Below are 22,526 nucleotides of genomic sequence, written 5' to 3' on the forward strand. Positions count from 1 at the left end.
GCAGGACGCCGGCCGGAGTTCCGGCGATGTCACGGGCAAGGGGTTTTGAAGAATTTACCGGAGAATGAAAGCGCCGAGGGCGAGGATCAGAACGAACAGGACAAATGCCGAGAAAAAGCCGCCCGCAAAGAAGCCGAAAGCCATTGCCAGAAGCACGGCGAGGCAAAATAGCGATCCGTATTTCGCGAGCCTGAGGAATCCGGCATAGGTGCGGTCGTGCTCGGCATAGTCCATCTTCGCGCCTAGTTCGACAGGACCGGTCGGCGAGTGATCAGCCATAGGAATACCCCTTCGAAGACATCTTTCAGGCACATAGCGAAAAGCCAGGCCGAGGGCAATGGCGCTATTGCCGCATCGCTGGAGACAGCAGCCTCAAGGAAAGTTGAAGCCGCCGGTATGCAGGAGGATGCTCCTGAGGCGCCCGCGGCTGCCGCCTCGCGCTTCCTTGCGGCTGAGGCTTGTCACATCAGCCGGCAAGATGCGGAAACAGCCCGAGCAGGCCGACGACGATCAGATAGAGCGCGACGATGTAGTTGAGGAGTCGCGGCATCACCAGGATCAGCACGCCGGCAATCAGCGAGATAAGCGGAGCGAGTGCGAGCGTGGAAATGGTCATGTCGTTTCCTTTCGATAGGATTGCCGCCAACGCTATGCGGGTCGACGTCGTTCATGCGCCACCGGCGCGCTTGCCAGAACGCCGAAGCGGCCGGAAAGCTCCATGGCCAGGCTGCAAAGTTGCCGAATGACTTGCCTTGTTTAGGTGCATGTTGTTGTCCCAAAACCACTGCGCGCTTTTGGGCGACGTACATCAGGCGGCTTCGCGAAAATACTTGGCTGTGGGCAGGATGGTCAGCGGCGCGAGTTCACCGATGTGGGGCATGTCGAACAGCATGCGCTGCTCCATCGGAGTCGAACGGAAGAACGGGAACCGGGAGAGGGACCGCTCGCGGATCGCATTGACGTCGGCACGGTAGAGCACGACCTTGTTGTAGACGCCGGGATAGGCGCGGGCCTCGCTGATCTTCTCGGAATAGTAGATCCGCTTGTAGAAGCCGGCGTGGTCCTCGCGAATGGTCGACAGGCAGTAAGGCGCGTTGAAATGGAAACACGCCATGCCGGCGAGCCGCAATGTTAGGTAGGGAATTTGCGGATAGACGCGTGACCAGTCGGGGTCGGAGGCGAACCGGCTGGGACAGATGAAGCTCAGTCCCTCGGCCAGCATCGGCATGACGATATCGCCGAAAGCCTTGGTGGAAGGCGACATCGGCGTCGCCAGCGTGACGTGATGGATGCGCAGCGTGCTGACGAGTTCCTGGTCGATGTAGACGCCGAAACGAAAGACATTCGGCGCGTCGTCGAGCTCGTCGTGAATGGTATGGTTCTCGTTGTCGGGCACCATATCGTTGGAGCGATACGACTTGTAGCGCAGCCGGTAAATGTCCTCGAGGTCTTCGCCCTTGTCGCAGCGACGGTATTCCGTCCGCTCGAGCATCGCCGAAACATTCCTGGCAAAGCTGGACATAGTGTCGGACGCATCACTCCCGTCCGCACCCGCCGCCTGGCGAGGCGAAATCAACTCAACAACCATAAACTCAATCCCCGGAACTGCCGCCGCGATCAACACTACGGCAGGGTCGTAAGATGTAAAGATGAAAACAAGATAGAGGTCGTTTACCAGCTATTAAGGTTAATGATTGTAAAAATTATACCAAAGTACGAGATTTCTTCCATGAAAATCAGCGATGCGTGGCCTTCCTGGCCGTCTTGATGTCCTTGGCGAAGGGCCAGACCGTGCTCGACATGGTCTCGATACCGGACGCGCTTAGCGCCGAGCCGAACAGGAATCCCTGAACCAGGTCCGGCTTGACCTGCAAGGCCAGGATCTTGAGCTGCTCGAAAGTCTCGACGCCCTCGACAGTCACCGAAAGCCCCAGTGGCCGTGACAGATTGACGATGCCCTTGAGCAGTTCAAGCGAACGGCTGTTCTGGGTAACGTCCATCAGGAACGAACGGTCGATCTTGATCTTGTCGAGCGGAAGTTTGTGGAGATAGCTCAGGCTCGAATAGCCGGTGCCGAAATCATCGAGCGCGATGCGCACGCCAAGCCGCTTCAATTCCTCGATATACTGACGCGTCAGCGACTTGTCGTCGAGCAGTGCCGTCTCGGTGACCTCGATCTCCAGTCGGCCGGCGGCGAGACCGGAACTGGCGAGCGCATGGCGAACCTTCTCGATAACGTCGCGGTTGCGGAAGTCCTTGGCCGAGAGATTGACCGAGACACTGGTCTGTGCGGGCCATTTGGCGCATTCGGTGCACGCCGCATGCAGGACGAAGGTGCTGATCTCGGAAATGATGCCCATTTCTTCCGCCAGCGGAATGAAGATGCTGGGCGAAATTGGTCCGAGATCGGGGTGGTCCCAACGGCACAGCGCCTCGCAGCAGGCTATGCGCATCGTGCTCATCGCCACGATTGGCTGGTAGACCACCCGCAACCCCTTGCTTTCTACTGCGGTGCGCAGATCCGCCTTCATCAGCTGACGGTTGCGGAAAGCGACCTCCATCGACGCCTCGAACAACCGCCAAGTATTCTTGCCGAGTTCCTTGGCCTTGTAGAGCGCAAGGTCCGCCTTCACGATCATGGCGTCGACATCGGTATCCCTGACCCTCGACAGCACCGCGCCACCGCTGGCCTGGATGCGCAACCCATGGCCGGCGACGTCGACCTCGCCCTGCAGCTCAATGAAAATCTCGTCGATTTGGCTGGACAGATGGCTCTCGTCCTCGACGCGGTCGAAGAAGATCATGAACTCGTCGCCGCCGAAACGGCTGACGGTGACGCCTGGTCCGGCGACCGCCGCCAGCCGTTCAGCGACGGCGTAGATCAATCCGTCGCCGACCGGGTGGCCAAGCGTGTCGTTGACGCTCTTGAAGTCGTCGAGGTCGAGCACAGCGAGCCCGCAGAGACGCTCGAGGTCACCGGATGCCATGGCCTCTCCGATCAGCTCGTGGAAATAGGCGCGGTTGGGCAGGCCGGTGAGGTTGTCATAGCGCGCCATGAATCGGATCTTGTCTTCCGCCTCAACGCGGGCCGTCACATCCTCGAAGGTGATGACCCCCAGTTCCTGGCTGCCTTCACGCGCCGAGAACTCATAGTGCTGACCGTTCGCGAGCGAGACGAGAACCTTGCGGTCGCGGCCCTCGCGCAGGGCGCGTGTAAGCTGGGCTTCGATGTAGCGGCAGTCCTTCGGCGCCAGCATGCCGCCGGCAACGCCGCGCATCAGCAGACCGTGAATCGATCGCCCGAGCAGCGCGTCGGGCGATTTGAGCGACATCAGATGCGCGGCTTCGGCATTGGCCACCGCCACCCGGCCATCGGGGCCGAGCATGACAAGGCCATGCGACATGGTGTTCAGCGCCCGATTGAAGCGCTGGGCAAGGCGGTTCGCCTTCTTCTCCTCCGACACCGCCGCAAAAAGCACATCGCGCACCGTATTGGCGAATTTGCGGATCGCGAACAGGAACGGCGCTGACAGCAGGCCAAGGAGGACATGATAGATATCGCCGCGCAGCAGGAAGCCCAGCGAGATGGGCCAGGTCAATGCAAGGGTCAGGATGGTCACCATGCGCGGCGAGCCGTAGTTGCGGCCGGCAATGGAGGTCGCGGTCGCCAGCGTCAGGCAGACGGAGGCGATCTCGGCGAAATCGTCGCGCGCAAAGTAGATGCCGAGCAGGCAAAAAGCCCCGAGCGTAAGCCCATGCATGGAGCCGTAGAGTATATAGTCGTTTTCGCGCTTGTGCGCTTCCTCCCGGGTCGTTGGTGATGGCAAGCTGTTGTATTTTTGGAAATTTCTCATGCGGAATATGCCGACGAGAACCATCGCAATCGCAACAACCAGGTAACGCGGATCGCCGTTCTTCCACCAGACAAGGCCGATCAGGAAGGTTTGCGCGAGAATGCCGATCGAAAGCGTCACCCCGTCGCGAAACAGAGTTTCCACGAACGGGATATAGACGTCGACCGGAATCTCGTTTTTTCTTTTCAGATTCACGCCTGAATCCCAACCCTGGGGAGCCAAGCTGTGTCACATTCGCCTTAAGAAAGATTTAGAGAGGCCGTTCCGGGCTTCGCCGTCAGTCGGTTGGCGCCGGGAAGCTACCCTTCAAACAAACAAAGCATATCGATCACTCGGCGGCCTGGAGTTCCGGCCGAACGGGCATTTTTGCCAGGCGATCGAGCAGCCTTAGGCGTTCGCCAGCGGCCTTTTCGGCACTGGCCTGTCTGACGTGACCATAGCCGCGAATGAGCGCCGGCACCGAGGCAAGCGCGGCCGCGGCCTCGACCTTGCCTGCCGCCAGCGCGCTGGCGACAAGCTCCAGATCGGCCTCGTACTGCGCAAGAAGCTGCCGTTCCATACGCCTTTCGGAGCTGTAGCCGAACACATCGAAGACCGTGCCGCGCAAGCCTTTCATCGCTGCCAGCAGGCGGAACCCCTTCATCATCCAGGGACCGAAACTCGACTTCCTCGGCTTGCCGTCCTTGCCGCGCCTGCCCATCATCGGCGGCGCGAGATGGAATTCGAGCTTGTCGTAGCTCTGGAACTGCTTGCCCAGCTCGGCGGCGAAGGAGCCGTCGGTGTAGAGCCTCGCCACCTCGTATTCGTCCTTGATCGCCATCAGCTTGAACAGGTTCCTCGCAGCGGCCTCGGTCACATCAGTCGAACCGGGCATCGCCCTGGCTTCGGCCTTGCGCAGCGCGGCCAGTCTGTCGGCGTAGCGCGTGGCATAGGCAGCGCTCTGATAAGCGGTGAGGAAGGCGACGCGGCGGGCTATAATGTCGTCCAGCGCTTCGACGACAGCGGCGTTCTGTGCAGCCGTGCCCGGCTGGGCAACGAGGCCGCGCACGAAATCCGGCTGGTGGGCGGCGCGGCGGCCCCAGCGGAAGGCTGAGACGTTCATCGCCACGGCCTGGCCGTTGAGTTCGATCGCCTTTTCGACTGCCTCGGCCGACAGGGGCAAGCCGCCATGCTGGAAGGCGAAGCCGAGCATGAACATGTTGGCGCCGAGCGAACTGCCGAACAGCGCGGTGGCGGTGCGGGTGGCGTCGAAGAAATGCGCCTTGTCGTCGCCGGCGGCAGTGCGGATCGCCTTTTTCAGCCGCTCGACAGGCAGCGAGAAATCCGCCGACCGGGTAAACTCACCGGGCATGATCTCGGCGGTGTTGGCGAGGAAGATCGTGTGGCCCTCACGCACCGCGGCGAGCACCTTTTGAGCGCCCGACACGACGAGGTCGCAGCCGAGCACAAGGTCTGCTTTGCCGGCCGAAACGCGGATGGCGTGGATATCGCCCGGGCTGCGCGCGATGCGGACATGGGTGAACACCGAGCCGCCCTTCTGGGCAAGGCCGGCCATGTCGATCATGCCGCAGCCCTTGTCTTCGAGATGGGCCGCCATGCCGAGCACCGCGCCGATGGTGACGACGCCGGTGCCGCCGACGCCGTCGATGATCGCCGCCCAGCCCTGTTCGCCGAGCGGAAATTCAGCGGGCGCGGGCACGCCGTCGAGCGGATCGGTCGTGCCGCCCATACCCTCGGCCTTCCTGATCTTGGCGCCATGCACGGTGACGAAGGACGGGCAGAAGCCGTTGACGCAGGAGAAATCCTTGTTGCAGCTCGACTGGTCGATCCTGCGCTTGCGGCCGAATTCAGTCTCGACCGGCTGGATCGACACGCAATTCGACTGCACCCCGCAATCGCCGCAGCCTTCGCAGACCAGTTCGTTGATGAAGACGCGCTTGTCGGGATCGGGGAATGTGCCGCGCTTGCGGCGGCGGCGCTTTTCGGCGGCGCAGGTCTGGTCGTAGATCAGCACGGATGTGCCCTTGACCGCGCGCAATTCGCGCTGGACGAGGTCGAGATCGTCGCGGTGATGGATGGTGGCGCCGGCGGGGAATTCGACCTTGCCGGTATATTTGTCCGGCTCGTCGGTGACGATGGCGATCCGCTCGACGCCCTCGGCCCGCACCTGCCTGGCGATCATGTCCACGGTCAGGCCACCCTCGTGCGGCTGGCCGCCGGTCATGGCGACGGCGTCGTTGTAGAGGATCTTGTAGGTGATGTTGGCGTCGGTCGACAGCGCGAAGCGGATCGCCAGCGCACCAGAGTGGTTGTAGGTGCCGTCGCCGAGATTCTGGAAGATGTGGTCGCGCTTTGAGAACGGCGCCTGGCCGACCCATTGCGCGCCCTCGCCGCCCATGGCGGTGAAACCAACGGTGTTGCGGTCCATCCACAGCGCCATGAAATGGCAACCGATGCCGGCGGCGGCGAGCGAGCCGTCGGGCACCTTGGTCGAGGAATTGTGCGGGCAGCCGGAGCAGAAGAAGGGGGTGCGCGAGGCGATGTCTGACGTGTCGGCGAGCATCGCCTGGAACTGGCGAAGTTTCGCCACTCGTGCGGCAATCTCGTCCGACGGACCGATCGTTCGCAAGATTCTCTCGCCGAGCGCGATTGCGATGTCATTGGGGTCGAGAGCGCCCTTGGCCGGGAACAGCCCGTCGCCGCGCTCGTCCTTCTTGCCGACGATGACCGGCTGCATGGCGGTGCCGTACAGGTTCTCGCGCAGTTGCACCTCGATCAGCGAGCGTTTCTCCTCGACGACGACGATGGCGTCGAGGCCGCGAGCGAAATCGGCGATGTGCTGCAGGTCGAGCGGCCACGGGCAACCGACCTTGAACAGCCTGATACCAATGCGGTTGGCGGCAGTCTCGTCGACGCCGATGTCTTCCAGCGCCTGGCGAACGTCGAGATAGCTCTTGCCGATGGTGACGATGCCAAGCTTCGGGCTGCTGCCGCCGGAATAGACGATCCGGTTCAGCCCGTTGGCATGGATGAAGGCCGAAGCGGCGGCGCGCTTGTATTCATGCAGCCGCTCCTCCTGGCCGAGCATGTCGATCTCGTTGCGAATGTTGAGGCCGCCGGGCGGCATGTCGAAGTCCGGGGCGACGATATCAAGCCTGTCGAGTGCGGCATCGACCGAAGCCGTCGATTCAATGTTGTCCTTGACGCATTTGATCGCCGCCCAGGTGCCGGCGAAACGCGACATGGCAAAGCCGTAGAGCCCATAGTCGATGATCTCCTGGACCCCGGCCGGATTGAGGATCGGCACCATGGTGTCGACGAACAGGAATTCGGTGGCGTGCGCGTTGGTTGAGGATTCGGCCATGTGGTCGTCGCCCATCAGGGCAAGCACGCCGCCATATCTAGACGAGCCGGCCAGGTTGGCATGGCGGAACACGTCGCCGGATCGGTCGACGCCCGGTCCCTTGCCGTACCAGACCGAAAAGACGCCGTCATGCGTGCCCTCGCCCAGCAATTCGGCCTGCTGCGATCCCCAGCAGGCCGTGGCCGCGAGTTCCTCGTTGAGGCCGGGCTGAAAGACGATGTCCGACTGGGCGAGCTGCTTCCTGGCCTTCCAAAGCTGCATGTCGAGGCCGCCGAGCGGCGAGCCGCGATAGCCGGAGACGAAGCCGGCGGTGTTCAGGCCAGCCCGGCGGTCGCGCGCGCGCTGCATCAGCAGCATGCGGATGACCGCCTGCGCGCCGGAAAGGAAGATGCGCTCCTTCCCCAGGTCGAACTTGTCGTCGAGCGCGACATCATACAGCGTCATCAGGCATTTCCTGTGCGGCCACGGCTAGAGGTGCGCAGCCAACGTCGGAGTCGAGTGCCTACAGTCTTTCTTCCCTTGCCGGGGAGGTCAAACAAAATCGAAGATGCCAGACGAGGCGCAACAAATGATCCGGTCCGCGCCCGATGGTGTAAGAAACCGCACACCGGTTGGTCCACCGCCTTACGAGAATTCCGGCTGCGGCCAATACTGGCGGTGATGCGTCAGCTGGCCTTAGAACAGTCGGGCTTAGGCGCGCCCGGCAGCTTGCCGTCAGGATGGCCGGCAAGCTCGGGGTTGGGCGTATAGAGCTGATCGATGACCAGTGGCCTGTCGGGCAGGACCGATTGGTCCTGCGTCGACATTAGCGTGGTGTCGATCTTCTGGAGGACCCCACCATTGGCATCCTTGATGCTGATCGCAATCGCATAGGGTTTGTCCTTGACGATGCAGAAAAGCGCCGGGCTCTCCAGCGACACCTTGCCGAGCTTCGGCCAGACTTTCTGTTCGACCATCAGCGGCTCGCCGCCTGCCGGATCCTGGAAGCTGGCGACCGCGACCTGTCCTTCTCCGATCGGCTGCAACGGTCTCAGCGTGACGACAAAAGTTGCCCTTGCCAGCCGATAATTGAAGACGACCAGCTTGCCGGAAATCTCGAACAATCGGCCTTCGCTGTCCTTGCCGGTATCGCGGCAGGCGCCGAGCGCCGTCGCTGCCACGAGCCCGGCGCCGACAACGACTAGGCGCAAGATTTTCCTAGACATTGGCGATCCCTACTCTGGCTGCCGTTCGGCGGCGATAGTGGCGGCTTGCCTTCTGGCGGTTGCCGCACACCGCCATGTCGCACCAAAGTCGGCTGGAATTGCGGCTTCTGTCGAGGAACAGCCAAGTGCAATTGGGGCAGATCCTCAGCCTTGCGACGGTGTCGCCCTGCAGCAGCGACAGCGCGGAGATCGCCAGTGCCGCCTCGAACGCGATGGGTGTCGCCGGATCGCCGAACGGCCGTCCCGGCGCACCGATCTCGGTGCGGCTGTGCGCGAGACCCTCGGCGCAAGCCTCCAAGAAGCCGGGCAGATCGCCTGTGGCGACCGCGCCTTTTGACACCGCACCGCGAAAAAGCCGATCGGTCGTCTCGCGGATCGCCAGCACGACCGGCGCGATCTTGTCCGGCGACGGCGCTTCGAGCCGCCTGCCGCCAAGCTCGGCGGCGCGAAAGCCGCTTGCCGCGTCGGCGAAACGGGCGATCTCCGCCGGATCTTTGAACCGGTCGAAGGTTTTCTGGGAATCGCCACGTAGCACAACGGTGTTCGCCGTGTCGAGTGCAAGAAGACCCCCGGTGAAGCGGTGCGGAGTCCAGGAAACCGTCATGAGCGCCATTTCTAACCGATAAATCACGTTTGACAAGTTAGAATCCCGATGCAAATCTGCTCCGCATGGACGCGGTTCTCCGCGATCCAAGGACATTCGCATGCTCTATTTCTTCCAGCAGGTCCTGAACGGGCTGCATTCCGGCGCGCTTTATGCGCTGCTCGCCTTCGGCTATGTGCTGACCAACGGCATCCTGCACCGGACGAACCTTGCCTATGGCGCGCTCTTCGCCTTTTGCGGACAGACGATGATCCTCACCGCGGCTTTCGGCTATCAGGCCCTGTGGCTGACCCTGTTCGCGGCCGTCGCGCTCGGTATTGTCGCGGCGTTCCTGTATGCGGCGCTGATCAGCTACGTCCTGTCGCGCAGCATCTTCGAGCCGCTGGCCGACCGCACGCCCAATGCGATCGTGGTGACAACGCTGGGCATATTGCTGCTGCTGTCGGAGGCAAGCCGCATCGCCGCCGACACGCATGATCTGTGGCTGCCGCCAATGCTGGCCCAGCCCATCATTTTTGCGAAGGGGGCCAATTTCAATGCGACGCTGACGCTTATCCAGTTGCTCGACTGCGCGGTCGTCGCGGCAACCATCGGGCTCGCCGCCTGGGCGTTCGCCCGCTCGACTTTCGGCCGGCGCTGGCGCGCCGTGTCCGACGACCCCAAAGCCGCGGCCATGTGCGGCGTCGACGTGCGTGCGGTGTTTCGGCACGCGGTGCTCGCCGGCGGCCTTTGCGCGGCGCTGGCCGGTGTCCTCGCCAGCCTTTACTATGGAAACATCAGCTTCGGCTCCGGCCTGGTCTATGGGCTGAAAATCCTGTTCGTGACGGCGGTGGGGGGCTATCTCTCGCCGTTGCGGGCAGCACTTGGCGCTGCCGCCTTCGGCATGGCCGAATCGCTGTGGGCCGGCTACTTCCCGGTCGAGTGGCGCGATGCCTGGATGTATCTGTTCCTCGTCGCCATGCTGGTGCTGATCGGTGCGGGCCGCGACCAGAGCAAGATTGCCTAACTTCCAATCAGACTTGGGTAGACTTTGGTTGCATGACGTCTACAGCGCCGCGCGTCCTCTCGGACGCGCAAAAGGACGCTGTAGCACTTTGATTTTGCGCATGATCCCCAACGAAAATCGAATCCGATTTTCGGGGCCCATGCGCTGCGTCAGGCGCTGTTTGGCCCCTTCCTCATCTCACAAGACCCTTCCTCACCTCACAAGATTGTTTTACTCGGTCTGCCCTGTGTTGACCCGCCGGGCCACGCACGGCATACCGTTGGGCCACATCGAAACGGCGGAAAACAAGCGGGATGGCGCGCCGCTGCTGACATAAGGGAGGAATGCATGGCAGGGCTTCTCGCTCTATCCAGAACCATTGACCGTGTGAACGAATTCATCGGCAAATGGGTGTCGTGGCTGATCCTGCTGGCAATCCTGGTCAGCGCCGCCAATGCGGTCATCCGCAAGACGTTTGACATGTCGTCGAACGCCTGGCTGGAACTGCAGTGGTATTTGTTCGGCGCGGCCTTCATGCTGGCCGCTGCCTACACGCTGAAGCAGAACGACCATATCCGCATCGACATCGTTTACGGCATGTTCTCGCGCCGCGTGCAGCACTGGATCGACCTTCTCGGTCATCTCTTTTTCCTGATGCCATTCGTGACGCTGATGGTGATCTATTTCGTTCCCTATGTGTCGCTGTCGTTTCGCAGCGGCGAAATGTCGAACAATTCCGGCGGGCTGATTATCTGGCCGGCAAAGGCGATCCTGCTGGTCGGCTTTTTCCTGCTGGCGCTCCAGGGAATCTCGGAGATCATCAAGAAGATAGCCATCATGCGCGGTGAGATGGACGATCCCACTCCATTCATATCGGTCCATGAGCAGGCCGAACTCGAAGCGAAGGCGCTCGCCGAAGAGGTGCGCTCGTGATCGAGTTCATCGCCCAGAACATGGCGCCGATCATGTTCGCCTCGCTGGTCATCTTCCTGCTGATCGGCTACCCGGTCGCGTTTTCGCTCGCCGCCAACGGCCTGCTGTTCTTCTTTATCGGTGTCCTTCTGTCGCCCTATTCGGGCGGCTCGATCAATCTCGCTTGGCCGCTGCTGCACGCACTGCCGGACAATTTCTACGGCAGCCGGGTGATGTCGAACGACACGCTGCTGGCCATCCCGTTCTTCACGTTCATGGGCATCGTGCTCGAACGATCGGGCATGGCCGAGGACCTTCTCGATACGATCGGCCAATTGTTCGGACCGATCCGCGGCGGCCTCGCCTATGCCGTGATCTTCGTCGGTGCGTTGCTTGCCGCAACCACGGGTGTGGTGGCTGCTTCCGTCATCGCCATGGGCCTGATCTCGCTGCCGATCATGCTGCGCTACGGCTATGACCGCCGTGTGGCGTCCGGCGTCATTGCGGCGTCGGGCACGCTCGCCCAGATCATTCCGCCCTCGCTGGTGCTGATCGTTCTGGCCGACCAGCTCGGCCGCTCGGTCGGCGACATGTATGCGGGCGCGCTGATCCCGGGGCTGGTTCTGACCGGCCTCTATACGCTCTACATCCTGATCATGTCGATTGTCCGGCCGAAGTCGATGCCGGCCCTGCCGCTCGAGGCCCGCACGCTCGGCCACGGCATCCTCTCGTTGCTGGTCGCGCTGCTGACGGCAGTCGTGGTTTCCTACGCGGCGTGTCGCTATCTTGCGCCGTCGCAGGGCCAAAACGCCGACATTCTCGGCGCCACCATCGGCGTGGTTTTCATCTACGTCTTGGCGATCGCCGACCAGCGCCTGAAGATCAACATGATGTCGCGGCTGGCGCAGCAGGTGATCATCGTGCTGATTCCGCCGCTGGCGCTGATCTTCCTGGTATTAGGCACCATCTTTCTCGGCATCGCCACCCCGACCGAGGGCGGCGCCATGGGCGCCGTCGGCGCGCTGATCATGGCGGCGATGAAAGGGCGTCTGTCGCTGGACGTGATCAAGCAGGCGCTGGCGTCCACGACGCGGCTGTCGTCCTTCGTGCTGTTCATCCTGATCGGCGCGCGGGTGTTCTCGCTCACCTTCTACGGCGTCAACGGCCATATCTGGGTCGAACACCTCCTGACATCGCTGCCGGGCGGCGAAATTGGCTTCCTGATCGGGGTGAACATCCTCGTGTTCCTGCTCGCCTTCTTCCTCGACTTCTTCGAGCTCGCCTTCATTATCGTGCCGCTTTTGGCGCCGGCTGCCGACAAACTCGGCATCGACCTGATCTGGTTCGGCGTGCTGCTCGGCGTCAACATGCAGACCAGCTTCATGCACCCGCCCTTCGGCTTCGCGCTGTTCTACCTGCGCTCGGTCGCCGCCCGGGTGCCCTATCTGGATCGCCTCACCGGCAAACAGATCGCACCGGTGACCACCGGCCAGATCTATTGGGGCGCGGTTCCCTTCGTTTGCATCCAGGTCATCATGATCGGCCTGACCATCGCTTTCCCGCAGATGGTGATGCACTACAAGGGCACGCCAGTCGACCCGGGTACGATCGATTACCAGGTACCGGAAACGCCGGGCCTGTCGCCGCTTGGCACACCGCCGGCGGATGGCGGCACGGCGCCGACCGCGCCTGCACCGGACCTGTCGCAGCCGCCGAATTTCGGTGAAACGCCGCCTGCCAAGCCAGCAGCGCCAGCACCCGATCTGTCCCAACCACCGAGTTTCAATTGATGCCAGAGGCGCAACAGAGATGAAAGCGGTGCGGCTGGAAGGCGTAGGCAGTATCGCCCTGCGGGAGGTCGGCAAACCGGCCGCCGGGCCGGACGATCTCCTGGTGCGGATCGAGGCATGCGGCGTCTGCGGAACCGACCGGCATCTTTTCCATGGCGAATTTCCCTGTACGCCGCCGGTGACGCTCGGACATGAATTCTCCGGGATCGTCGAGGCGATTGGAACCGGAGTGTCCGGCTTTTCGGTCGGCGACCGCGTCACCGGCGATCCCAACATCGCCTGCGGGAGCTGTCCGCACTGCCATGCCGGTCGCATCAATCTCTGCCATAATCTGATTGCCATCGGCATCCGCCGCGACGGCGGCTTCGCCGAATATGTCGTGCTGCCTCAGAAGCAGGCCTTCTCCCTTCCGAAAGACCTGAAGCCGACGCATGGCGCGTTCTGCGAGCCGCTTGGCTGCTGCCTGCATGGCTTCGACCTGGCGCAGATCAGACCCGGCTCCTCGGTCGCCGTGCTTGGCGGCGGCGTGATCGGCCTGCTCACCGTGCAACTGGCGAGGCTTGCCGGCGCGACGACAATCATCCTGTCGACGCGGCAGGCCTCGCGGCGTGCCCTCGCCGAAGAATTGGGCGCAACGGCGACGGTCGACCCAAGCGCTTGCGATATCATCGACACGGTCGTCGGTGCGTCGGGCCTGATGCCAGGCGGTGTCGATGTGGTGTTCGAATGTGCTGGCGTAAGAGAGACAGTCGAGCAATCGATGCGGCTGGCCAAAGCCGGCGGTACGGTTGTCGTCGTCGGCGTGATGCCTCAAGGCATGAAGGCCGAGTTCGAACCTTTCGACCTGTTGTTCCGGGAATTGAGGGTCCTGGGCTCGTTTCTCAATCCGTTTACGCATCGCCGGGCCGCCGATCTCATCGCCTCGGGTGCGATCGAGATCGACAAGCTCATCTCACGGCATGTGACGCTTGAGGAGGCGGCTGCGGTGATCGCCAATCCGCCTGCGCCAGGCGAAGTCAAGGTGCTGGTTGTGCCGCGCTGATCCGGCAAATCGAAGTGTGACGGCGCCACGCGTCCGAAGATCGCGTGGCGCCATAACTGTTGTCAGAGCTTGCCGGTGCGCTGCTGGACCATCATGAAGGTGTCGTAATTGTACTCGGCCACCTGCGCCCAGAGATAGTGCTCCTTGCGGAACGCCTTGATCGAGTCCCAGATCTTCTTGAACGGCGCGTTCGAGGCTTCCATCTCGGCATAGACCTCGTTTGCCTTTTCGAAGCAGGCTGCCAAAATTTCCGGGCTGAACGGGCGCAATTTGGCGCCCCCGGACACCAGCCGCCTCACGGCCGCCGGATTCAGAAAGTCGTATTTCTGCAGCATGTTGGCGTCGGCGGCCTGCGCGGCGGTGTGCACCAGCGCCTTATAGGCCGGTGAAAGCTCTTCGTATTTCGCCTTGTTGAACATCAGATGGACGGTCGGCCCGCCTTCCCACCAGCCGGGATAATAATAATTGGGCGCGACCTTGTAGAATCCGAGTTTCTCATCGTCATAAGGGCCGACCCACTCGGCGGCGTCTATGGTACCTTTTTCCAGCGCCGGATAGATGTCGCCGCCGGCGATCTGCTGCGGCACCACGCCGAGCCTTTCCACCACTTTGCCGGCAAAGCCACCGATGCGCATCTTGAGGCCCGAAAGGTCGGCGACGGTGTTGATCTCCTTGCGGAACCAGCCGCCCATCTGCACGCCGGTATTGCCGCCCGGCAAGCCAAAAAGGCCCTGCGTGGCGAGAAACTCGTTGAACAGGTCGATGCCGCCGCCGTGGTAATGCCAGGCATTGATGCCGCGCGCGTTGAGCGAGAACGGAACCGCAGCGCCCAGCGCCCATGTCGGGTCCTTGCCCCAATAATAATATGCCACCGTATGGCAGGCCTCGACGGTGCCGGCGGTGGTGGCGTCCGCGGCCTGCAGGCCGGGCACGAGTTCACCTGCGGCGAAGACCTGGACCTGGAAGTTGCCGTCGGTTGCCTCCGCAAGCATCTTGGAAAAGACCTCGGCGCCGCCGTAGATCGTGTCGAGAGATTTCGGGAACGACGACGCCAGGCGCCATGTCACTTTCGGATTGGATTGGGCGATAGCCGGCGCGGCAAGCGCTGCTGTAGCCGCCGCGGCGCCCACACCGGTCGCGCCGGCCTTGCGGATGAATGATCGACGATCCATGAAGTCCTCCCTATTGGATCAATAGACCGACGTTCGGGAAAATGCTCTGTGCCCCGGATCGGCTTCGCGGCAGACAATACACGGGCAAGAAGTCGAGTCCAGCCATGGCAGCCGGTTTTGCCGGCGGCGTTTCCGCGAAATTCGCGGCGCGAACGCACTTCTTGCAACTTAAGTCTAACGCCGTTTCCGTGGACCATGCGACATGCCGAACTTGTCATGGCAAAGCCCCTTCGGATCGCCTATTTTAAAGGCAGAATATGTCCCTGCACTGAATGGAACCCGGATCAAAAATGCAGCAGCCGCTCGTCGCCATATCGACCGACGTCCGCCAGTTCGATAACTACACCTGGCATGCCGTTCCGCAGCAATATCTGGAGGCGGCGCTTTCGGGCGCCGGCGTATTCCCGGTGCTGGTGCCGTCCTTCGGCGACCGGCTCGATTTCGACGAACTCCTGTCATCGGTCGACGGCGTCGTGGTCACCGGTTCGAAGTCCAATGTGCATCCCTCGCTCTATGGCGGCGATGCCAGCGAGGCCAATGGTCCCTACGATCCTGCCCGCGACGCGACGACGCTGCCGTTGATCCGCAAGGCAGTGGAGCGCGGCGTGCCGCTGCTCGCCATCTGCCGCGGCATCCAGGAAATGAATGTGGCGCTGGGCGGCACGCTGGCCACAGAGATTCAGGAGCGCGAGGGATCGCTGGACCATCGCGCACCGGCGAGCGACAATCAGGACGAACGCTTCGCCATCCGCCAGTCCATTTCGATCAAGCCTGGAACCTGCCTCGCCGGCGTGTTCGGGGCGGGCGACATTATGGTCAATTCGGTGCACCGCCAGGCCATCGACCGGCTCGGCCCGAAGCTGCAGATAGAGGCGGTCGCCACTGACGGCACGGTCGAGGCGGTTTCGGTGCGGGACGCCCGTGCTTTCGCCGTCGGCGTCCAGTGGCATCCCGAATACTGGGTCAAGTCGGACAGCATCTCAGCAAGGATATTCCGCGCCTTCGGCGACGCGGTGCGCCTGCACGCCGCAGCGAAATCCGGCACGCGGGCCGCCGCGGAATAGTTCAGCGGTCACACGTCAACATCAATCGCTGCCGGCCGCCAGCGACAGCAGCGGCAGGGCTGGCGCGTAGGATTCATAACCGTCGCCGTCGGCGACGCCGAAAGTGACGATCGGGTCGATGCCGTTCGCGCTGAAGGTGACCGTGCCGTCATCCTGCTCACGCCAGAATTTCGCGCGCTCGATGCCGGGCAAGACCCGGCGGCAATTCGCAGTGACCGTCAACAGCGACAGGCCATGCGAAATCTCAGTGCCGCGCTTGACCGCGCAGGAGGCTTCGTCGCCATTGGCCACCAGCCTGTAGTCGTCGGGCGACGGCGTTGGCTCATCGGCGGCTGTGCGGCCTTCGCCGCTGCCGCCGTGAAACAGCTGAACGCTGCCGAACAGCGCGGCCACCGCCATCAATGCAGCAAGTGCTTTCATCTGCGCTCTCCGGGTGTTTGGCGAAAGATATAGAATGATTTCAAAGCGTTAAGCCGTAGTTAACAAATAAGAAAGCGTGCCACTCAGCTGCGCGCCTTGACCTTTTCCGTTTCCGGCACCGGCGTCAGCGCCCTCCCTTCCGAAAACCAGGAAATCAGATTGTCTACGCACAGATCGGCCATGGCGCGGCGGGTATGTTCCGAAGCCGAGCCGACATGCGGCAAAAGCGAGGTGTTGGGAGCGGCGAGCAGCGCCGGCGGCACGTTCGGCTCATCGGCGAAGACGTCGAGCCCGGCAGCTGCGATGGTGCCATTGGCCAGGGCTGCGGCAAGAGCTGCCTCGTCCACCGTACTGCCGCGACCGATGTTGACGAAGACGCCATTCGGGCCAAGCACCGACAGGATCTCGGCGTTGACCGCCTTTTCCGTCGAGGCGCCGCCGGGCGCCACCGAGATCAGTGTATCGACCGCCTCGGCAAGGCCTTTCAGCGTGCCGTGGTATTCGTAGGCCAGGCCTTCGACGCGGCGCCGATTGTGATAGGCGATCGGCAGCCCAAAGGCCTCTAGCCGGCGCGCAATGGCGAGACCAATGCGGCCCATGCCGAAAATGCCAACGCTGCGACCGCGCAAAGTCAGCCGGCTTAGCGGATAGTTGCCGTTGCGTGCCCAACTGCCGTCGCGCAGCCAGGTCTCGGCGCGCGGCAGATCGCGGATGGTGTTGATCAAAAGCCCGATCGCCGTGTCGGCGACCTCCTCGGTCAGCACGTCAGGCGTGTTGGTGACCATGACACCGCGCTGTGCTGCGTGACGGGCATCGACCGAATCATAGCCGACGCCGAAATTGGCGATGATCTCGAGGTTCGGCAGCGCGTCGATGAGGGCTGCGTTGATCCCGCCAAAGGCGGCAATGCCGCGCACCGTCCGGCGCAGCTCGTCGGTGACCAGCGACGCATCGGCCCGTTCGATCCAGACGCGGCTGAACGTCCGGTCGATGCGACCGACCGCATGATCATTGAATTGGCCCGGCACCAGAATGGCGACTGCTTGCTGCTGTTCGGCTTTTGTCATTCACGCTCCACCGGTTTGCCGGTCGACTGGCGCACATGCAGTTCCGGCTTGATCAGTTCCTGCGACGGCCGCACCATCTGCCCATTGAGCTTGTCGAGCAGCGCGCTGGCTGCGCGGCGGCCGACTTCACGCTGGCCGTTCCACACGGTGGTCAGCGCCGGCGTCGCGATCGCCGCCTCCTCGAGATCGTCATAGCCGGTGACGGAGATGTCAATGCCCGGCACCAGCCCGGCGCGTGCAATACCGTTCATCAGGCCGATGGCGACGAGGTCGTTCCAGCAGCAGGCCGCGGTCGGCTTGTCCTTCAGCGCAAGGAACTGCCCGGCGGCCTCGAAGCCGGCCTGCTTGGTGCGCGGACCCGCGATGCGCCAGGACGGCCTGACCTCCAGCCCGGCCGCCTCCATAGCGTTGACATAGCCCTGGTAGCGATCGCGGCCGGTCGAGGTCTGGTCGGTGCCGCCGACCATGGCGATGCGCTTATGGCCGAGCGAGATCAGATGGTTGGTGGCAAGCCCAGTGCCGTAGGCATCGTCGCCGCGAAACACCGGCACGTCGGCGCCTTCGACGGTGCGCGCGATCAGCACCGCGGGCAGGCCGTTTTCCTCGGCCATGAATATGTCTTCGGGCGGCGTGCCGATGGCCGGCGACATGATGACGCCGTCGGCGCCGAGCTGCAAAAGCGTGTCGATGAAGGTGCGCTGCTTTTCGAGCTGGTCGTAATGGTTCGACAGGATGAAGGTCTGCCGGCTGCGATCGAGCTCGCTTTCGATCGAGCGCAGTATCTCGGCGAAGAACGGGTTCATGATGTCGTGAACGACGACGCCGACGATGCCCGAACGCGAGGTGCGCAGGCTGGCGGCACGGCGATTGTAGATATAGCCGATTGCGCGGGCATGTTCCTTGATGCGGTCGCGGGTGTTTCCGGCAACCAGCGGACTGTCGCGCAGAGCCAGCGAGACCGTGGCCGTGGACACACCGAGCGCATCCGCGATCGTCGAAAGCTTGATCTTCTGTGCCAGCGCCTTGCGCTCCCCCGACGATCTAGAGCTGAACCATGATCTCCAGCGAAAACCGGATTCCACTTTCGGGATCATGATCTAAACAGTTTAAACGCGGCCTTATGCCACCCTTCCGGAACAAATCAAAGTTTTTTTGCCAGCGCTTCCACCTCGACGTCGAGGGCGGCGCGGTTGCGCACGCGAAGCCGGTGCTCGCGATGGACGATGTAAAGGCCGCTGGCGACGATGACGATCGCCCCGACGAGCGTCCAGCGGTCGGGAAACTGGTTGAAGACAATCCAGCCGGCAATGATCATCCAGATCATCTGTGAATAGGGATAGGGAGCCAATGCCGTGGTGGTGGCAAGACGATAGGCCTGAACCAGGAGCCAGTGGCCGATTGCGCCAAAGACGCCAAGCATCAGCAGGATGAACCAGTGCCAGCTATCCTGCGGCAGCGAAAGCGAAAACGGCAGCATCGGCAGGAGAAGTACGGCCGGCGCCAGCGCCGAAAAGAGAATGAGGCTCTCCGAGGTTTCCGTGGCCGACATGCGCCGCGTCATGATGACGTAAAAACAGTTCGACAGCATCGAGCCGAGCGCAAAGAGATGGCCGACGCCAAAGACGCCAACGCCTGGCCGGGTGATGATGAGGACGCCGACGAAGCCGCTCAGGATTGCCAGCCAGCGCCGCCAGCCAGCCCATTCACCGAGCAAAGGACCGGCGATTGCTGTGATCACCATCGGCGCGAAGAAATAGATCGATGTGGTTTCGGCCAGCTGCAAGGTTCGCAGCGCCATGACGTTGCAAATGGTCGATCCGAACAGGAAGGCGCCGCGCAGGATATGCGCCGGCAGATTGTTGGCGCGAAAGCGCGCCGGCTCGCGCCATCCGCGCAGAAAGACACCGACAAGCACGACATGGACGGCGAAGCGAGCCCAGGCGACGATCAGCGCCGAGACGCCGGCCATGACAAGATATTTGCTGCTGGTGTCGAGGAAGGTGAAAAATACATAGACGGAAAGCATGCAGAGGATCGCCGCCGGAGGCGTCGCGCTTTCGTCTTGTCTTGGGAGAGCACTCAATTTCAGGCCGGATGGAAGCAGGGCAGAGCCCTACCTTTGAGGCAATTGTCACCTGCCGGCAAGCCAGAGGAGGCTGACAACAGCTGACTACGTAAACTAGGGATGCATACGGGCGCCCCTGGTGATCTTGTCGACAAGCTTGTTTTCGGCACGCACCGCGATGCCGACGACCTTGGCGTCATCGGGTGCGAATTGGGCAAAGACGGCGCGGTTCGCCGCGTCGTGGCCGGTCGAAAACATTTCGTCGACGTAGAGCGAGGTCGTCACACCGCGGTCCAGCGCCCGCCGGTGGATCGCACTGAGCGTCGGGCGATCGGCCGAAAGCACGATGACCGGCTGGATCGAGAGCGGATTGTAGATATTGCCGGCGCGGTCGCGATAGGGTTCGCCGATTATGTCGCTATACTGCGCAACGATACCGCTGGTCAGGAAGGCGGTGACATTGAGCTTTTGCCAGATGGGAAGGTCGTCCTGCAGCACGATTGCAAATTTCGTGTCGAACATGAGACATTTGCCATTCGAGGTTTGTGAGTGAAGCGATGTCACACAGTCTAGATGGCGAGGCCTTCCAAGGTCTTGGACGTTTGTGCGTTGACGCGGCTGAGAACTGCGTCATCTCGGCACCCGATTCCGCCGGCATGGAGCGTATCGAGGCCCGGTTCCACGGCAGCGCGTTTGATCTCCATCGTCACGATACCTACGCCATCGGCGTGACGCTGCATGGCGTCCAGAGTTTCCGTTATCGCGGCGCGTCGCATCATAGCCTGCCCGGCCAGATTATCGTGCTCCATCCCGACGAATTGCACGACGGCGGTGCCGGCACCGAAGAGGGCCTGCGTTACAGGATGCTTTATCTGGAGCCGTCCGTCGTGCTGAACTGCCTTGATACGATCGACGCATCGCTGCCTTTCGTCAGGGATGCCGTGCTGACGGATCCTGTCTTCCGCACGAGGCTGCTTTCGGCGCTGGGGCCGTTGGACCAGAAGCTGGACGATCTGTTTGTCGCCGACTTCATTGCGCAGCTGATGCAAAGCCTGGCACGGCATGCAGGCCTGCCGGCGAAACCGATCCCAAGGACAGCATGGCGCGCGGCCAGCCTGGCGCGCGACTATCTGGAAGAGAATGTTTTCAGTATCGTCCGCTCCGACGAGCTGGAGGCGATCACCGGGCTGGATCGCTACGCCCTATCGCGGCATTTCCGTGCTGCCTTCTCCACCAGCCCGCATCGCTTTCTCTTGATGCGCCGGCTTCAACGAGCACGCCGCATGATCGAGGCAAGCGAGCCACTGGCGCAGATCGCGATAGCGGCCGGGTTCAGCGACCAAAGTCATTTCAACAGACACTTCAAGAAAGCGTTCGGTGTCACGCCGGGCCGCTGGTCGGCATTGGTCCATGGATCGTCAGCAGCCGCTGCCTGATGGGGTCAGCCGCTGATCATTCGTCGGCGTCGATCTCATCGTCGACGAGAACCATCTCGCCGTTCGAGAGGTTCGCCTCAACGCGGGCGAGCAGCTTGAACAGCGCCTTCTGGTCCTTTTTATCGAGACCCTTCAGCGCCTGCTTCTCGGTCTTCTTCACCGATTTCTCGATGGCATGAATGATTTCGCGGCCCGTGTCGGTCAGAAAGATATGGGCCTGGCGGGCATCGGCGGAAGAGGCGCGCTTTTCCAGGAAGCCCTGCGCCTGCAGCCGGTTGATGGTCTTGGTGATGGTCGGCGGGCGCACACCGAGGCGACCGGCAAGATTGCCGGGCGTCTGCCCGTCCTCACGGTCGAGTGCGAGCATGATCTGGTCCTGACCGGCATAGAAGCCGTGCCCTAGAAGCCGCGCCGCCAGCGCAGTACGTGCCAGCCGCGCCGCCGAATGCAGCCGGCTCATTGTCGCAGTCTTGTCCGCCTTGGCCATGGTCATCCCTCTTCGGCCGAACCGGTGCGGACAGCATAGAGGCAGCCGCCCGGTTGGCAATCGACGATCAAAAGATCCGGCTTTGCAAAACAGCTTTGCCGGCAAGCAATGCGGTGTCCGCCGTGGCTAATGCCAGATGTTTATTTCAGTTAGATGACAAACGACTTTTCGGTAGAGGTGGGACGCTTGCAGCAGGAGCACTCCACATACGACGAGACTCAACCAGCCTTCATCGCGACGATCATCAAGGCTTGGTAGGCCTCCGCCACCTCGCGCAGCGCCGCCTGCGACAGCGGCCCAGCGCGCCGCGCGATACCGTCCCTGGCATTCGACGTATCGCGCTTGCCCGACCGGTCGGTGTAAGGCGCGACAGTGGTGAATATCTGCTCGCTCTGACTATCGGGGAAAAACAGCTGGCCGGTCATCACCGAATTATCGTTGGGGAAGACCTTGAAGTGGATGTGGGTGGTGCGGCCGCGATACCAGCCGGGATAGATGGTGGCGAACGAGACGATACCGCTCTCGTCGGTCTTTTGCCAACCGCGCAGAAAACTCTGGCCTGACGTATCGACGTCCTGGCCGTCGCCTTGTCCCGGATAGCCTGAATAATGCCCTTGCGCGTCGCAATGCCAGATGTCGACACGCGCGCCGGCAAGCGGTCGGCAGGCCGCGTCGACCACCTGCAGCCGCACATTGAGAGCAATGCCCGCTTTGCCTTCGGTGATATCGGCGCGCTGGAGCTTCGGGTCGAAATAGAACGGCCCCTCAGTCGCTTCCGGCGTGATCGCGCAAACGCCGGCACCGCTATCGAACAGGGCAAGCCCGACATAGGGCGAGGCCTGCTGAGCCAGCGCGATGCCCGGAAGGAAGACGCCGCCGCCGGCGCTGACGGCAATGAAGCCGAGCGCCTGACGCCGGCTCAACGGGGACGGTTTGTCGGACATTCGGCGCCTCTTTTGGTTTCTTTCGAGCAAGCTGCCTTGTTCTTATCTAGGCAGTGAAATCCGCCAGCGCCAATGAAAGTTCAGCGATGTTGGGAAAGCCGGCAATGTTGGCGAC

The 22,526-nt window shown here is 62.4% G+C and carries 21 protein-coding genes; 6 read left to right on the top strand and 15 right to left on the bottom strand.

Going from position 1 to position 22,526, the window contains the following annotated elements:
• Positions 1-54: 54 nt before the first annotated feature.
• The 7 genes from ACWTU8_RS13245 to ACWTU8_RS13275 form a co-directional block, all read right to left on the bottom strand.
• A complete protein-coding gene (locus ACWTU8_RS13245; RefSeq protein ID WP_455848522.1) occupies positions 55-279 on the bottom strand; it encodes an aa3-type cytochrome c oxidase subunit IV in 225 nt (74 codons plus the stop codon).
• A gap of 187 nt (positions 280-466) precedes the next feature.
• Positions 467-616: a DUF3096 domain-containing protein gene (locus ACWTU8_RS13250; RefSeq protein WP_455848523.1), complete on the bottom strand. Its 150-nt coding sequence runs from the start codon at positions 614-616 to the stop codon at positions 467-469.
• A gap of 192 nt (positions 617-808) precedes the next feature.
• Positions 809-1,588, bottom strand: a complete 780-nt coding sequence (locus tag ACWTU8_RS13255) for an N-acyl amino acid synthase FeeM domain-containing protein (RefSeq protein WP_455848524.1) — start codon at positions 1,586-1,588, stop codon at positions 809-811.
• A gap of 148 nt (positions 1,589-1,736) precedes the next feature.
• Entirely contained in the window at positions 1,737-4,049 is a 2,313-nt protein-coding gene (locus ACWTU8_RS13260; protein WP_455848525.1) for a putative bifunctional diguanylate cyclase/phosphodiesterase, read from the bottom strand.
• Positions 4,050-4,182: 133 nt separating this feature from the next.
• Positions 4,183-7,662 carry an indolepyruvate ferredoxin oxidoreductase family protein gene (locus tag ACWTU8_RS13265; RefSeq protein ID WP_455848526.1) on the bottom strand — a complete coding sequence of 1,160 codons (3,480 nt, stop codon included), beginning with the start codon at positions 7,660-7,662 and terminating at the stop codon, positions 4,183-4,185.
• A 221-nt stretch (positions 7,663-7,883) separates the two neighbouring features.
• Positions 7,884-8,423 carry a hypothetical protein gene (locus tag ACWTU8_RS13270; RefSeq protein WP_455848527.1) on the bottom strand — a complete coding sequence of 180 codons (540 nt, stop codon included), beginning with the start codon at positions 8,421-8,423 and terminating at the stop codon, positions 7,884-7,886.
• Positions 8,416-9,027 (bottom strand): CGNR zinc finger domain-containing protein, encoded by a 612-nt coding sequence (locus ACWTU8_RS13275; protein ID WP_455848528.1) that lies wholly within the window; start codon positions 9,025-9,027, stop codon positions 8,416-8,418. Before ACWTU8_RS13275 ends, ACWTU8_RS13270 begins: the two co-directional genes overlap by 8 nt.
• Positions 9,028-9,127: 100 nt before the next feature.
• Here ACWTU8_RS13275 and ACWTU8_RS13280 point away from each other — a divergent pair, with 100 nt between their 5' ends.
• The 4 genes from ACWTU8_RS13280 to ACWTU8_RS13295 all read left to right on the top strand — a co-directional run bounded on the left by ACWTU8_RS13280 (position 9,128) and on the right by ACWTU8_RS13295 (position 13,756).
• Positions 9,128-10,033 (top strand): branched-chain amino acid ABC transporter permease, encoded by a 906-nt coding sequence (locus tag ACWTU8_RS13280; RefSeq protein ID WP_455848529.1) that lies wholly within the window; start codon positions 9,128-9,130, stop codon positions 10,031-10,033.
• A gap of 327 nt (positions 10,034-10,360) precedes the next feature.
• A complete protein-coding gene (locus ACWTU8_RS13285) occupies positions 10,361-10,945 on the top strand; it encodes a TRAP transporter small permease subunit (protein ID WP_455848530.1) in 585 nt (194 codons plus the stop codon).
• Complete coding sequence (locus tag ACWTU8_RS13290) at positions 10,942-12,714, top strand: TRAP transporter large permease (RefSeq protein WP_455848531.1); 1,773 nt, start codon at positions 10,942-10,944, stop codon at positions 12,712-12,714. Before ACWTU8_RS13285 ends, ACWTU8_RS13290 begins: the two co-directional genes overlap by 4 nt.
• A 19-nt stretch (positions 12,715-12,733) precedes the next feature.
• The gene (locus ACWTU8_RS13295; RefSeq protein ID WP_455848532.1) at positions 12,734-13,756 is read left to right on the top strand and encodes a zinc-dependent alcohol dehydrogenase family protein; all 1,023 of its coding nucleotides are present in this window, start codon (positions 12,734-12,736) and stop codon (positions 13,754-13,756) included.
• Positions 13,757-13,818: 62 nt separating this feature from the next.
• Here ACWTU8_RS13295 and ACWTU8_RS13300 read toward each other — a convergent pair whose 3' ends face one another.
• The gene (locus ACWTU8_RS13300) at positions 13,819-14,928 is read right to left on the bottom strand and encodes a TRAP transporter substrate-binding protein (RefSeq protein ID WP_029347597.1); all 1,110 of its coding nucleotides are present in this window, start codon (positions 14,926-14,928) and stop codon (positions 13,819-13,821) included.
• A 290-nt stretch (positions 14,929-15,218) separates the two neighbouring features.
• Between ACWTU8_RS13300 and ACWTU8_RS13305 the strand changes: the two genes are divergently transcribed.
• Positions 15,219-15,992 (top strand): gamma-glutamyl-gamma-aminobutyrate hydrolase family protein, encoded by a 774-nt coding sequence (locus ACWTU8_RS13305; protein WP_455848533.1) that lies wholly within the window; start codon positions 15,219-15,221, stop codon positions 15,990-15,992.
• 21 nt (positions 15,993-16,013) lie between these two features.
• Here ACWTU8_RS13305 and ACWTU8_RS13310 read toward each other — a convergent pair whose 3' ends face one another.
• The 5 genes from ACWTU8_RS13310 to ACWTU8_RS13330 all read right to left on the bottom strand — a co-directional run bounded on the left by ACWTU8_RS13310 (position 16,014) and on the right by ACWTU8_RS13330 (position 20,066).
• Positions 16,014-16,412, bottom strand: coding sequence for a hypothetical protein (locus ACWTU8_RS13310; protein WP_455848534.1), 399 nt, complete (start codon positions 16,410-16,412; stop codon positions 16,014-16,016).
• 83 nt (positions 16,413-16,495) lie between these two features.
• Positions 16,496-17,479 carry a 2-hydroxyacid dehydrogenase gene (locus ACWTU8_RS13315; protein WP_455848535.1) on the bottom strand — a complete coding sequence of 328 codons (984 nt, stop codon included), beginning with the start codon at positions 17,477-17,479 and terminating at the stop codon, positions 16,496-16,498.
• Positions 17,476-18,498, bottom strand: a complete 1,023-nt coding sequence (locus ACWTU8_RS13320) for a LacI family DNA-binding transcriptional regulator (RefSeq protein ID WP_082982104.1) — start codon at positions 18,496-18,498, stop codon at positions 17,476-17,478. The genes ACWTU8_RS13315 and ACWTU8_RS13320 overlap by 4 nt, the downstream gene beginning before the upstream one ends.
• Before the next feature lie 122 nt (positions 18,499-18,620).
• Positions 18,621-19,505 (bottom strand): DMT family transporter, encoded by an 885-nt coding sequence (locus tag ACWTU8_RS13325; protein ID WP_455848536.1) that lies wholly within the window; start codon positions 19,503-19,505, stop codon positions 18,621-18,623.
• Between the two features lie 153 nt (positions 19,506-19,658).
• Positions 19,659-20,066: a DUF2000 family protein gene (locus ACWTU8_RS13330; RefSeq protein WP_455848537.1), complete on the bottom strand. Its 408-nt coding sequence runs from the start codon at positions 20,064-20,066 to the stop codon at positions 19,659-19,661.
• A 35-nt stretch (positions 20,067-20,101) separates the two neighbouring features.
• Here ACWTU8_RS13330 and ACWTU8_RS13335 point away from each other — a divergent pair, with 35 nt between their 5' ends.
• Positions 20,102-20,980, top strand: coding sequence for an AraC family transcriptional regulator (locus ACWTU8_RS13335; protein ID WP_455848538.1), 879 nt, complete (start codon positions 20,102-20,104; stop codon positions 20,978-20,980).
• A 16-nt stretch (positions 20,981-20,996) separates the two neighbouring features.
• Here the strand turns inward: ACWTU8_RS13335 and ACWTU8_RS13340 are convergent, their stop codons facing one another.
• Positions 20,997-21,467 (bottom strand): MarR family winged helix-turn-helix transcriptional regulator, encoded by a 471-nt coding sequence (locus ACWTU8_RS13340; protein ID WP_036267548.1) that lies wholly within the window; start codon positions 21,465-21,467, stop codon positions 20,997-20,999.
• Positions 21,468-21,685: 218 nt separating this feature from the next.
• Positions 21,686-22,411, bottom strand: coding sequence for an intradiol ring-cleavage dioxygenase (locus ACWTU8_RS13345; protein ID WP_455848539.1), 726 nt, complete (start codon positions 22,409-22,411; stop codon positions 21,686-21,688).
• Between the last annotated feature and the right edge of the window lie 115 nt (positions 22,412-22,526).

The organism is Mesorhizobium sp. BHbdii, from assembly GCF_053848045.1.